18 protein-coding genes are annotated in these 13,118 nt (G+C 33.9%); 16 read left to right on the top strand and 2 right to left on the bottom strand.

The features are described from left to right. The first annotated feature begins 37 nt into the window (after positions 1-37). The 15 genes from GYA49_02000 (at position 38) to GYA49_01930 (ending at position 9,996) form a co-directional block, all read left to right on the top strand. The gene (locus GYA49_02000) at positions 38-409 is read left to right on the top strand and encodes a four helix bundle protein (GenBank protein NMC35794.1); all 372 of its coding nucleotides are present in this window, start codon (positions 38-40) and stop codon (positions 407-409) included. 50 nt (positions 410-459) lie between these two features. Then, positions 460-1,296: a chromate resistance protein gene (locus tag GYA49_01995; GenBank protein ID NMC35793.1), complete on the top strand. Its 837-nt coding sequence runs from the start codon at positions 460-462 to the stop codon at positions 1,294-1,296. Positions 1,297-1,395: 99 nt separating this feature from the next. Beyond that, positions 1,396-1,599, top strand: coding sequence for a 30S ribosomal protein S21 (rpsU, locus tag GYA49_01990; GenBank protein ID NMC35792.1), 204 nt, complete (start codon positions 1,396-1,398; stop codon positions 1,597-1,599). Between the two features lie 3 nt (positions 1,600-1,602). Next, positions 1,603-2,037 carry a GatB/YqeY domain-containing protein gene (locus GYA49_01985; protein ID NMC35791.1) on the top strand — a complete coding sequence of 145 codons (435 nt, stop codon included), beginning with the start codon at positions 1,603-1,605 and terminating at the stop codon, positions 2,035-2,037. A 2-nt stretch (positions 2,038-2,039) separates the two neighbouring features. After that, on the top strand, positions 2,040-2,435 hold the full coding sequence (ybeY, locus tag GYA49_01980) for an rRNA maturation RNase YbeY (GenBank protein NMC35790.1): 396 nt from the start codon (positions 2,040-2,042) through the stop codon (positions 2,433-2,435). A gap of 80 nt (positions 2,436-2,515) precedes the next feature. Next, positions 2,516-4,039, top strand: a complete 1,524-nt coding sequence (dnaX, locus tag GYA49_01975; GenBank protein NMC35789.1) for a DNA polymerase III subunit gamma/tau — start codon at positions 2,516-2,518, stop codon at positions 4,037-4,039. 71 nt (positions 4,040-4,110) lie between these two features. Then, complete coding sequence (locus GYA49_01970) at positions 4,111-4,404, top strand: YbaB/EbfC family nucleoid-associated protein (GenBank protein ID NMC35788.1); 294 nt, start codon at positions 4,111-4,113, stop codon at positions 4,402-4,404. A 73-nt stretch (positions 4,405-4,477) separates the two neighbouring features. Next, positions 4,478-5,425 carry a carbohydrate kinase family protein gene (locus GYA49_01965; GenBank protein ID NMC35787.1) on the top strand — a complete coding sequence of 316 codons (948 nt, stop codon included), beginning with the start codon at positions 4,478-4,480 and terminating at the stop codon, positions 5,423-5,425. Positions 5,426-5,505: 80 nt separating this feature from the next. Then, complete coding sequence (gene recR, locus GYA49_01960) at positions 5,506-6,111, top strand: recombination protein RecR (protein NMC35786.1); 606 nt, start codon at positions 5,506-5,508, stop codon at positions 6,109-6,111. A 3-nt stretch (positions 6,112-6,114) separates the two neighbouring features. Next, complete coding sequence (locus GYA49_01955; GenBank protein ID NMC35785.1) at positions 6,115-7,050, top strand: radical SAM protein; 936 nt, start codon at positions 6,115-6,117, stop codon at positions 7,048-7,050. Positions 7,051-7,065: 15 nt separating this feature from the next. Further along, complete coding sequence (locus GYA49_01950; protein ID NMC35784.1) at positions 7,066-7,644, top strand: hypothetical protein; 579 nt, start codon at positions 7,066-7,068, stop codon at positions 7,642-7,644. A gap of 46 nt (positions 7,645-7,690) precedes the next feature. Further along, positions 7,691-8,272, top strand: a complete 582-nt coding sequence (locus GYA49_01945) for a hypothetical protein (GenBank protein ID NMC35783.1) — start codon at positions 7,691-7,693, stop codon at positions 8,270-8,272. A 58-nt stretch (positions 8,273-8,330) separates the two neighbouring features. Next, positions 8,331-8,891, top strand: coding sequence for a hypothetical protein (locus GYA49_01940; protein ID NMC35782.1), 561 nt, complete (start codon positions 8,331-8,333; stop codon positions 8,889-8,891). Further along, positions 8,888-9,439, top strand: coding sequence for a hypothetical protein (locus GYA49_01935; GenBank protein ID NMC35781.1), 552 nt, complete (start codon positions 8,888-8,890; stop codon positions 9,437-9,439). The genes GYA49_01940 and GYA49_01935 overlap by 4 nt, the downstream gene beginning before the upstream one ends. An 8-nt stretch (positions 9,440-9,447) precedes the next feature. Beyond that, entirely contained in the window at positions 9,448-9,996 is a 549-nt protein-coding gene (locus GYA49_01930; GenBank protein NMC35780.1) for a hypothetical protein, read from the top strand. Here GYA49_01930 and GYA49_01925 read toward each other — a convergent pair. Beyond that, positions 9,989-10,774 (bottom strand): hypothetical protein, encoded by a 786-nt coding sequence (locus tag GYA49_01925; protein NMC35779.1) that lies wholly within the window; start codon positions 10,772-10,774, stop codon positions 9,989-9,991. The genes GYA49_01930 and GYA49_01925 overlap by 8 nt on opposite strands. Positions 10,775-10,779: 5 nt before the next feature. Further along, positions 10,780-11,580: a winged helix-turn-helix transcriptional regulator gene (locus GYA49_01920; protein NMC35778.1), complete on the bottom strand. Its 801-nt coding sequence runs from the start codon at positions 11,578-11,580 to the stop codon at positions 10,780-10,782. Between the two features lie 134 nt (positions 11,581-11,714). Here GYA49_01920 and GYA49_01915 point away from each other — a divergent pair, with 134 nt between their 5' ends. Further along, entirely contained in the window at positions 11,715-12,248 is a 534-nt protein-coding gene (locus GYA49_01915) for a hypothetical protein (protein ID NMC35777.1), read from the top strand. Positions 12,249-13,118 lie beyond the last annotated feature (870 nt).

Here is a 13,118-nt window from a genome sequence, read left to right as displayed (position 1 = left end):
TTGAAATTTTAACTTTTCAATTTAAAATGAATTTGAAATGAAAAAATTTGAAAACAATTATGATTTGGAAGATAGAACATTAGATTTTTCTAAAAAATTGATAAAACTGTTACAAAAAATCCCCAAAAATCTTATCTCTTGTCCACTTATAGATCAATGTTTACGATCAGGTACAAGTGTTGGAGCTAATTACCGAGAAGCTAATGGAGCTTCAAGTAAAAAAGATTTTCAAAACAAAATTTACATCTGTAAAAAAGAATCCAAAGAAACCCTGTATTGGCTAGAACTAATTGCAAGTACTGCAAATTCTGATGAAATAAAAACCGAATTAAGAGAACTTTGGCAAGAAAATAAACAATTTATCTTAATATTTAGTAAAATAGTGTCCAGTATTAGAAATAAAAATTAAAACTTAAAAAATTGAATTCAAATTAAAAAGTTTAAATTTAAAATTAATTGATGTCGGATAAATTGATTATTACTCACACCAACCCTGATCCAGATGCAATTTGCAGCGTGTGGTTGCTGCGGCGCTTTGATCAAGAGATGATTGAAGCTGGAGTAGCTTTTGTTTCAGCCGGTAAAACCTACCAAGACCAAACGGCTGACAGTGATCCAGACGTTATCCATGTTGATACGGGGATGGGCCAATTTGATCATCACCAGACTGGAGAGCGCACTTGTGCTGCTTTACTGGTGTTGGAACAGCTTAAAATCAAATATGACTATTTACAGGAAGATGAAGCTTTGGACCGACTAGTTCAAGTGATTTTGGCTGACGATCATTTTGATGAGTGCTGTTGGCCGGAAGCTTCGGCTGACCGCTACCAATTTATGTTTGGGGAAATTCTTGATGGGCTTAAACACAATAATACGTTAACTGATCAAGGTCTTATTGATTTTGGTTCAACTTGTCTGGATGGGATTTATACGATGATGAAGCTAAAAGTTGACGCCGAAAATGAAATTAATTCTCAGGGCAGAGAGTTTCAAAGCCAGTGGGGAAAAGCTTTAGCTATTGTTTCTAAAAATGACGAAGTTTTACCAATTGCTCAGAAGCTCGGCTATGTTTTAGTGGTTCGTAAAGATCCCGATGGTATGGTGCGGATCAAAGCCAATCCCAGTTCGGAAGTAGACTTGGCTCAGGCTTGTCAAAAAGCTAAAGAGCTTGATCCGGAAGCCACCTGGTTTTTGCATGCTAGCAAAAAAATGCTTTTAAACGGCAGCTATAAAAATCCTGACTCTAAATTTTCTAAACTAAGAATTGAAGAACTAATAGGTTTATTTAATCATTAGTAGCCATTTTCCTCATAGCAATTTCAGCGCTTGTTTAGTACAATAAGCCTCATAAATAAGTTTGCATGATTAATACCTGGAGAGGAGGTGTTTTTTGCTATGGCAACCGTAGTTGTTGCTGGGCCACAAGATACAAACGATCAAGTTATCAAGAAGTTTAAGAAAAAAGTTCAGCAGGACGATATTTTAAATAAGCTCAAAGAAAAAGAGTTTTTCAAAAAACCATCCCTCATTCGTAAAGAAAAGAAAGACGAATACCGGAAACGGCGCAAACGCCGTCTTCAAGCTGCTAGAAGGGGATAAGCTATGCTAAGAACTACAATACGAAATAACTTTTTGGAAGCTGTTAAAGCTCGAGATAAAAAACGGGCTGATGCCTTGCGGTCTTTAGAAGTGGCTTTAAAACAAGTAGAAATTGATAGTAGAGCAGAAGTAACTGATGAAATAGCTGTCAAAATTTTGCGTGGTGAACTCAAAAAACGAGAAGAGTCTATTGCCATGTTTACAAAGGCTAATCGTCAGGATTTGATTGATAAAGAAAGCTATGAAGCCGAAACTATCAAAAACTATCTACCAGCTCAAATGGATACGTCTCAGATTGTCCAGCTCGTTGATGAGACCTTAGCTTCCTTAGGTGATCAGGCTAATTTTGGAGATGTTATGAAACAAGTCATGGCTAAAACTAAAGGTCAGGCTGATGGCAAATTAGTAAGTGATGTAGTTAGAGAAAAATTGGGTTAAACATGCTTCATGTCCTTATTACCGCTAGTTCCAGGTACCCTATTCGCCGCCGCCAAATTAAAGAAGTGGTGGCTCGGGTTCTTTCCGAAATGAAGATAAGTTTTGATGTGGAAGTAGAAATTAATGTCATAGGTGATCGCAAGATGACTCAACTACACGTTAAACACCTACATGAACCTGGAACTACTGATGTTCTATCTTTTCCTCTCAATGAAAAACTAAACAAAAAAGATAATTTTGTGAGTTATCCAGATAAAACCCTGCGTTTAGGGACGATTTTTATTTCTTATCCTCAAGCTAGACGCCAGGCTAATAAACACAAACTTCTTGTTGATCAAGAAGTGGCTCAACTAGTTGAGCACGGCATGTTTCATCTTTTAGGAATTCATCACGAGTAAACTATTCCCAGTTTGTATTTTCCTCAGATATTTTGTAGTATGTCATTGGATTTGAAATAGTATTTTGATTTCATTTTTCTATGACGTTTTATCTTAAATACCGACCGCAAACCATTGACGAACTGGATTTAGCAACCGTTCGCAAACAATTAGGTGATGTTTTAAAATCAGACAGCATTCCCCATGCCTTCTTGTTTTCCGGAGCTAGAGGTTTAGGTAAGACTTCAGCAGCTCGGATTGTAGCCAAATCTATTAATTGTACCAATAAGAAAAAAGGAAGCATCGAACCTTGTAATCAGTGCGATGCTTGTACCTCAATTACCAAGGGTATGGCTGTTGATGTAGTTGAAATTGATGGAGCCAGTAACCGTGGCATTGATGATATTAGAGCTTTACGCGAGACCATTGCTCAAGCCCCCTTAAATTTAGCTAAAAAAGTGTATGTGATTGATGAAGTACACATGCTGACCAGAGAAGCTTTTAATGCGCTTTTAAAAACTTTAGAAGAACCGCCGGAGCATGTGGTTTTTATCTTAGCGACCACCGAACCGCAAAAACTACCGGAAACCATCATTTCTCGATCCTTTCATGTCCAGTTTCAAAAAGCCAGCCATGATGAACTAAAGCGGTCGTTACAACGGGTGATTATAGGGGAGGAGCTACAAATCTCTGATGAAGTGCTTGATAAAATCATTGTCAAAGCTGATGGCGGGTTTCGCGATAGTACTAAAATGCTGGAGCAACTGTCTTTTGCTGGGAAGAAAATTGATGAGCAGACTTTAATAGCTGTTTTTCCTCAAGTTAGCAGTAGTGAATTTTTACAGTTTTTACAAAAGCGTCAAGCTAATTCTGCCTTTGACTGGATTGCCCAACAGGAGAATCAGGGAACTGATTGGGAGAATGTTATCCGAAGTTTACTAATAGAATTAAAAGAATCATTGTTGGCAAATTACGGTGTTAATTCAGGTAAAAAATCTTTATTCTCTGAAGCAGAACTACAGGAATTGATCACTTTACTTCTCCGAGCTGGTTGGCAACTTAAGAATGCTTTGGTCCCAACTTTACCTTTGGAGTTAGTAGTAGCGGAATGGTGTCATCAAGAACTAAAAACTAAAAGCGAAAAACTAAAAATTGAAGAAGAGTTGGAAATTAAAATGCAAAAGCCAGAACATAAGTCAGAAATCAAAGACCAAAATTCAGAAGAACAGGTAGTAGTGGCTATAAAACAGACAGCCTCATCAAAACAAGAACCAGCAACTACTAAAGCAGTTAATTGTAATTTTTCGTTGGATGATCTGGTTGGTAAGTGGGAAACATTACTAACTATCATTAAACCTCAGAATCACTCAGTTGAAGCGCTGTTGCATAGTGCCAGGCCACACCAGGTTAGTGGCAACGAAGTCCAGATTAAAGTTTTTTATGAATTTCATAAGGGTAGATTGGAAACTGATAAAAGTTTGCAAATTGTGGAAGAAGCTTTTATTAAGCTTTATCAGAGTAAACCAAGAATAGTATATGTTTTGGGAGAAAAACAAGAAAAACAGGAACTGGACGAGAAAAAAGACCAGAATTTAGCTAAAATGGCAGAAGAAATATTTACATAATAAATTTGAAATCCGCAAATAACAAATAGTAAATTAGTTTCTAATTTTCATTTGTAATTTGTCATTATTTTATGGGTATTTTTGACACAGTTAAACAAGGTGGTGAACTAATGAAGATGCGCCAACAGGCTATGCAAATCCAGAAAGCCTTAGCTGCTGAAAAAATTGAAATTGAAGAAAGTGGAATCAGAATTGTGGTTTCAGGTGATCAAAAAATCCAAGAACTTCAAATTGACGGAGCCAATAACCAGCGTCTTGTTGATACGATAAATAAAGCCTTGAAAAAATCTCAGGAAGTGGCGGCTAAGAAAATGCAAGAAATGAGTGGAGGTTTATCTGGCATGCTAAAAGCAATGGGGCAATAGTAATAATTTATTATTTGAAATTCACAATTTTTAATTGCTTGTAAATTAAAATTTCAAAATTTCAAACCTGTCTATGCAAATTATTGTTTCTGGGTCACTGGCTCATGACCAGATCATGAATTTTCCCGAGGCATTTAACGATCACATTATGCCGGACAAACTTCATGTCATGTCGGTTTCTTTTTTAGTTAATCATTTGCAAAAAAATTTTGGTGGTACAGCTGGGAATATCAGCTATAATTTGGGGATTTTAGGAGAAAGTCCGATTTGTATAGCCACATTAGGGAAAGATGCCCAAGAATATATTGAACTTCTGAAAAAACATGGCGTTAATGTTGCTTATATTCAACAATTGGAAAATGATTATACCAGTAGTTTTGTAGTGATTACTGATATTAAAGACTGTCAAATTGCCGGTTTTTATCCTGGAGCTATGCAGAAAGATGTGGATTTATCAATAGAGCCCATTTTAAAAGAGCAAAAACTGCAAGCCTCAGACGTTTTTTGGGTAATTGCCCCAACAGACACTAAAGCTATGGCTAAGTTTGTCAAACAGGCTCACGAACTTGGAATTAGATATCTTTATTCACCAGCTCAGCAAATTCCCCAACTGACCAAAGAAGAACTGCTGGAAGGGATTAGTAAAGCTGAAATTTTGATAGGTAATGATTATGAATTAGCGCTTTTAGAAAAAAAGATTGGTTTAAGCAAGGAAGAAATTTTATCTCAAGTTAAAATTATGATTACCACGCTCAATGATCGTGGCTCCATGATTGAGCAGACTGGAAAAGAAGAAACTATGATTGGAGTAGCTAAGCCGCGGGCTTTAAAAGATCCAACTGGAGTAGGTGATGCCTATATTGCCGGATTCTTATCAAGGTATCTTAAGGAAAAATCTTTGGCAGAATGTGGCCAAGCTGGGGCAATAGCAGCTACTTATGTACTTGAGGAATATGGAACTACTTCTCATTCTTATACTCTGGATTTATTCCAAAATCGGCTCAAAGAGAATTTTGGTTAAAACTCTCTTGATGTCAGTTATGTAGGACTGAAAATGTGTTATGATTTTGAAAATTAAGATTTAATTAACTATCTGTCATCATGAAAACTCCCAAGAGCATTGAACGACTCACTAACGCTTTTCAGCGCTTACCAGGTATTGGCCCTAAGTCAGCCCAGCGGCTAACGTACTATCTACTTCATGTTCCTCAAGAATATTTGGATGAATTTGGCGAGGCGATAAGTTCACTTAAAAAACAGACCAAAGTATGTTCAATTTGTGCCAATATTAGCGAAAGTGATCCTTGTCCGATTTGTGCTGATCAAAATCGCGACCATGCTCAGATTTGCATTGTTGAACAGCCTCTCGATATTTTGGCTATTGAACGTAGTGGGACCTTTAATGGCGTATATCATGTGCTTCATGGAGTTATTAATCCTCTAGACAATATTGGACCTGATCAGCTTCATATTCACGATCTACTGCCTAGGCTAAATAATGGCATTAAAGTTAAAGAAATTATCATTGCTACTAATCCAACCATGGAAGGTGAAGCTACAGCTCTTTATATGCAGCGCCTTTTACAAAAACATAAGCTAGATGTTCAAGTCACCAGAATTGGTCGGGGATTGCCAACCGGAGCAGATATTGAGTACGCGGATGAAATTACCTTACAGCGGGCTTTTGAAGGACGGAGGGAATACTAATTAATGAAAAAACAAAATTTAAAATTTCTTCGAAAGAATATCTACTATGATTCCCAATTAGATGAATATTTAATTGGAGAATATTGTAGAAAATCTCCAATTCCTTTATCGGTTTGTCTTGAAGTAACTCGAGCATGTAATTTCAGATGTAAACACTGTAGCGAAGTAGGATCGATGAATGATATGAGTACTAAAAATATTGTTAAAATCATTGACGATTTAGCAGACAATGATATAAAACGAATTAGTATAAGTGGAGGTGAACCTTTGATGAGGAAAGATTTATCTGAAATTATTCAAATTATATCTGATAAGAAAATGATAATTAGCTTATCTACTAATGGATATTTACTAAATGAAGAAATTATTAAAAAGTTAAAGGGTAGAGTTGCTAATCTAAGAATTAGTTTACATGGTAAAGAGAAATTTCATGATAACTTTGTTGGTGTAAATGGGGCATATAAAAAAGTAATACAAAATATTAAACTTTGCGCTAAACATTCAGTACCAGTAGGACTTGTCTGTACTGTGATGCAAAGTAATCTCTCCGAACTAGTTGATGTAATAGAAATTGGAAAAGAAATAGCAGTTAATAAAATCACTTTTTATTCATTGTTTAATAAAGGTAGAGCAAAAGAAATATTTGACACAGAGAAAATTGCTATCAACACAATTAATCAAGTTCTTGGACAATATAAACCTAATCTGAATTCTAAAAATAGTGAATTATGTATTAAATTAGTTAATTGGGAAAATGGCTTAAGAAAATCATTAATCATATTACCCAATGGAAATCTTATTGCTTCGCCTTTTTTAGAAAAATCAAACTTAGTATATAATATTGGAAATTTATTAAATGATAATTTTGCTAGCTTATGGAAAAAATTTCCTTTTAAACAAGATTATTATGCAAAACATTTTTCAGATACTTATTATTAAATTTAAAACCGCCTTATGAAAATTTATTTTTCTGCGTCAATCTCCGATAAGAAAAATTTAATAAATAATTATAAGTTTATATACAAAACACTTGAAGAGATAGGGGTTGAAATTATTAGCGATCATGTTTTAAAGGATACGGCAGAAACTATAAAGTTAAAATCTCATGAAGAAGTTGTCTTGTTTTATAAAAAAATTGTAAAACTTATTAATAGTAGTGACATAGTAATTATTGAATCATCGGCATCTTCTACAAACTTAGGGCATGAAATTTCACTTGCATTAGAAAAAAATAAACCAACTATTGTTCTAGTTGAAGAGCAGGCTAAGACACCAAGATTATTAGAGGGAAGCAATGATGAGAAACTAATCATGGTTCGATATCAAATGAATACTTTGAGAAGAGAATTAAAATTTGCACTTGAAGAAGCAAAATCACAATCAGATGTACGATTTAATTTTTTCGTTTCGCCAAAAATTGTTAACTATCTTGATTGGATTGCTAAAAAGAAAAAAGTGCCGCGGGCAGTCTACTTACGTAGATTAATAGACGAAGATATGAATAAAAATAAAGAGTTTTTAAATGAAGAATAGTAATCTCTTCCCATTTGCTGTAGCATATTGTACAAACAAATAGACTATGAAAATCTACTTCACCGCCTCAATCTCTCAAGGTAAGGATCTAGAAGAAAATTATAAAAAAATTTGTCAGACTATCAAAAAATTAGGCCATACGCTTTATGGCGAAGATATTTTAGATGATATTAAACTATATGCTAACAAAGTCAGAGATCCGAAAGAACGAAAAAAATGGTATACCGTGGCCATGAAAAGTATCAATTTAGCTGATGTAGTGGTTGTAGAAATATCATATCCTTCAACAGCTAATGTTGGCCATGAATTAACAACTGCCTTAGAAAAATCCAAGCCAGTAGTAGCTCTTTATAGAGAAGATCGCGAGCCGGCTTTTTTAGAGGGTATTAAAAATGACCGTTTATTTTTAGTACCTTATGAAGAACATGATTTAGAAAAAGAGTTAAAATATGCTCTAGAGGAAGCTACTAACCAAATGGATGTGCGATTTAATTTTTTCGTTTCGCCAAAAATTGTTAACTATCTTGATTGGATTGCTAAAAAGAAAAAAATGCCAAGAGCAGTCTACTTACGCAGGTTAATTGAAGAAGATATGAGGATAGATAGAGAATTCGAAAAAGAAAAATAATAGGAATATTTATGTCTAATATAATTTAAAAACCCAGCTGCTAGCTGGGGTTTTGTGTATGAAAGTATTTTTTCTTGCCTCTCCTTCAAAGATAAATATATATAAATTAAATTATCAGAAAATTGCAGAGTTAATTAAAAAACTAGGCCATGAACATACTTGTCAGTTCATTATTAATTTTAATAAATCATTTTTCAATCTCCCTAAATCCGAATGGTCAAAGCATTATCAAACAGTAATAAATAGTCTTCTAGTATCAGATGTAGCAGTTTTTGATATAACAGTATCTTCTTTAGCAATAGGCCAATTATTGCAATATGCCCTTATTAATGGGAAACCAGTGATTGCGCTTCATACAAAAGCTTATAATCCAATCTTTTTATCAGGAGCAACTGATTCTGAATCAAAATTACAATTTTTAGAATATTCTTTAGAAAATATAGACAGTGTTTTAAAAGAAGCTTTAGTCTATGCACAAGAGTGGTTAGAGTCTAGGTTTACATTAATATTAACCCCAAGTATAAAAGGATATTTAGATAAGATGAACCAAAAAGGAGTGTCTCGTTCAGAATATATTCGTCAGCTAATAATCAAGGATATGAAAGAAGAAAAGATATGAAAGTTCATTTTATTGGTCCACTAGAAGGTGATCAACAGTATTACAAAAGCATCATTAAAACTATTAAAGATTTGGGTTATAAAGTTATTACTAATCATTCAGCGACTAGGGATTTAAATTATGTTCATCAAGAACCAAAAACAGAAACAGAACTGTATGTCCAGAAAATGCAAAACTGGATTAGAAAAAGTGATATTGTGGTAGTCGATGTAACATATCCAGGGTTTGGAGCTGGTTTTGAGATAGCTATTGCTTTGCAATATGGCAAACCAGTAGTTGTTATCTATCAGCCAAATCCCAAAAGTGGAGCCCATACAGTGCTAAAAGGCATAAACTTTGATCGGCTTCAAGTTTTAGCTTATGCTAAAAATACGCTCAAACAAACTCTTAACATTGCATTGAAATATGCCAGCGAGCAAGTTGACACTCGGTTCACTATGGTTTTGCCCGCAGATATTAATAGCTATCTCAATCAGTTGGGACAAAAGGGAATCAATCGGTCTGAATATATTCGATCTTTAATTAGAGAAAAAATGGAAGAGAAATGAAATTTCATATGTTTGCTTCATTGTATGGAGATAAACAGGCTTACAAAAACATTTTTAATGTATTAGAAAAATTAGGCCACAAAGCAATTACATACCATCTTTTAAAACGGGAAGTTACAGATATTAAAGCGGAAACTCCAAGGCAATCTCGGCAATATTTTGTAAAAATGCAAAATTGGATCAAGAAAGCTGACTTTATTGTATTTGATGTGACCATAGAAGAAGTTAGTATTGGTTTTGAGCTCAATTTGGCCTTGGAAAATAATAAGCCTGTCATTGTGTTATATGAAAAAAATCATGGAATTGTTCCATTTACTCTAAAAGGAGTGGTAATGCAGAAATTACAAATTTATGGGTATGATATTCATGATATCAAAGATTTAGAAATAACTTTGAAATTGGCAATTGAGGAAGTAAAAAATCAAATTGATAAAAGATTTACCATGTTAATGCCACCAAAAATTATTACCCATCTCGAAGCAGTAGTTAAAAAAGGAAAATCTCGGTCTGAGTATATTCGAGAATTAATTGAAAAAGATATGAAAAAAACTAAATAGTAGGTATCAACTCCCACATAGTTTTATGCAAATTTACAAAACCATCGTAGAGATGTTTAGAATAAATTAAGATTGCTCTAACTTTCCGCGGTTCGAGTTCTATTAGAGCAATTTTATAATTATAAAACAGATAATCAGCGTAATTACCAGCAAGCAAAGCATTGCTTTGTGGTAAAAATTTATAATGATAACGTTTGACTTGTTTCATAATCGGCTCTAGTTCTTTTGCAAAATTAGTATTTAGCGTAATGTCCCAGTACTGTCTTGTCGAATTAGTGATATAAGAATCTACCCAATTAGAAACACTATCAGGAAAAACTTCATAATATTTTTCTAAATTTGAGAATGAAAAAACTAGCTCTGAATTCAAAACTTCCTGATAAATTGATCTTTGAATACTATCTTTGCCTTCAAAAACTTTGACTTCAAAATCAGATTCATAATCAAAGGTTTGAGCTGATAAGGAGCTAATAATACTGGGAAGCTCTTTTTCTAAATCAGCTAATTTTTTAGTTTGGTTTTTAAGCTGAATTTTTTGGTCAAACAACAATTTCTCAAATTGTATCGGGTGTTTAGCTAATACTTTTTTATTAGACTCTTTTACAAGGTAATTCACTAATCTTTTATGAATTAGTTTTTCAATATTTTCGTATGTGGTGGTGCGGGGTATATGACATTTTTTGGCAAGCTGGGTTATTGATATGGGGCCAGTTTTGAACAAGGTTTGATAGAGAATAATTTCAGTGTCAGATAAACCAAGTTTTTTTAGAGTTTGCATATTTATTAAAATAGTGTTGACTCTGGAATCATCTGCCAAATAAACTCAAATAAAGATTTAGCGTTTTGATAAAAAGGTTGATTGTTTATAACAATACAAGTTGGGTTTTCAACTAGATTTATAACTGCAACTTTTTGATCATAAATCAAATAATCAATTGAAAGTGGTAGTTTAAGGTTTTTGGGAGCAAGTTTGTATTTATATCTTTTCATATCAAGTTTGCTGAGGTAGATTTTATAAAAATCAATTGGAGGAATTATAATTTCCCACATAATCATTTGTTTGTTTTCTTTGTGCGCTTTGGTAAATAAGTCATAGTTTTCTGGAAAAAACTCACTTATTCCCTTAGAATCACAATAAGCTCTAATTTCAATAGCTTTTAAGATATCCAAATATACTTTTTGAATTTGGCTTTTGCCTTTATAAATTTTGACATCAAAGTCAGTATTTTTTTCTAAATCTGAAACTGAATTTTGAATAGATGAAATTAGTTTAGGCAAGCTTTTTTCAATACTGCTAATATCCTGACTTTGGGATTTGAGCTTTACTTTTTCTTCAGCTAGTAGCAGTTCTAATTTAGTCGGTTTTTCAGCAATCAATTTTTTCCTAGCTCCAATGATTGTTCGACTGACTAAGCCTTTTTCGATCAATTTTTCACTGTTTTCATGAGTTGTGGTTCGGGGAATGCACACTAATTTAGCCAGTTCAGTGATAGAACTTGGACCATTTTTAAGAAGAGCTAAGTAGATTCTGGTTTCGTTGGGAGAGATATTGAGCTTTTGTAAAGCCTGAGTAATACCATCCATATTTGTTGATATAAGTGTGATTATACAATATCGGATTATTCCGATACAAATTTTAAGATACAAACTATTTTTAAAGTATAAAAATTGTTGTTTCTAGACCGATATGAGGAAGATATATATCATACATATGTAATATGAAAGTCTACTTTTCAGCTTCGCTCTCAGGCTTGGCTGGTAAGGAGCGGGCACTAAAGCTCATTAATCTCATTGAAAAATCTGGTCATACTATTTTGGGAAAAAAACAGTTGCTTGACCAAAATACCTCTTGTTCAGTTTGTTTTAGTCAAAAAGATCACCATATGCAATGTTGTGAATTGGCTGTTTTAGAAGGAAGTATGCCAGTTTCGATAGCTGTCAGCTATGATTTGGGACGGTTGATTGAACGGTCAAAACCAATCATTTTTTTGTATGAAAATGAAACTGACAGGCGATTATTAACAGCTCGGGATAAAATGGTAGTTTCTCAATACAGTCAGGAAGATTTAGGAGAGGTTTTGGATTGGGCTTTTAGTGAGATAAAACATAATCTTTATAGACGATTTACTTTTTTTATTTCTCCTAAAATTGATACTTTTTTGGATTTTGTAACTAAAAAACAAAGAATTTCCAGAAGTGAATATATTAGAGATTTGATAGAGAAAAACATGCTTGATTCATATCCGATATGAATTGCAGATCCTAGTTTTTCATTTTACGATTAATATCGCAAAGTAGAAAAAGTAAACTCTGGCTTTGGACGGCGCAAGATGTTTGCTTTTCTACATAACGCAGCTGGGTGAGCTTTTTTGCACATTTAAAACAAAAAAATAGAATCAAACTTCTTCCTCCGCAGCGGGCGGAAACTACGCTATCAATCCTAATGGCTTAAAGTTGAGCATGGTCAATCGTTAGGTGATAGAAGTAGACTAACTTTGTTGTAGGCAATCCGTAAGTGTTGGGTAATTACGAATTGCATTCTCTTGAAGGAGAAATGTCATGGATGAGGGAAATCTTCCTGATAAGATCCATTTCAATATCACTCCTGACGGACAACACATTGTTGAGGATTATTCTGGCATTGGTCGGACTTCTTACGACCTGGATCAGTACGGTAATCCGATCAATGTTCACTCCACTCTCTATGGAGTTGATCCCCGTCGCCATGGTATTTTCCCAGGCCACATTGACTTCGACCAATTTCGTCGATAACCCCAATGTATCCTGAGAAAAGCTAGCTGCAAATAAGTGAGAGAGGGAATATTTCCCAACAAAATAATTTCCTCTCTCGCGACTTTTTTTGTAAAATAGTTAAAATATTTTTATATGAGTTTTTCTTCAGATTGGAAAATACTATTTAAACTTTATCTTCAAGAATACTGGCAAACGTTTAAGTTTGTTCATCCAGATGCTGTTTGGGTAGGTAAGTATAGATCATATCTACGGAATATGATGCAAAAATGCTTTAGGTCATTAGAAAATAGAGATCAGAGTTGGCTTGATTTTTCCACCAAAGAAGCAAAAATAATAGAAAGCAAGCCTTTGAACATTAATTTAATCGT

The sequence above is a fragment of the Candidatus Beckwithbacteria bacterium genome (genome assembly GCA_012797845.1).
Taxonomy (GTDB): Bacteria; Patescibacteriota; Microgenomatia; order UBA1400; family UBA1449; genus JAAZOH01.
Note: the sequence above shows the minus strand (reverse complement) of the source record. Positions and strands in the feature narration are given on the sequence as shown.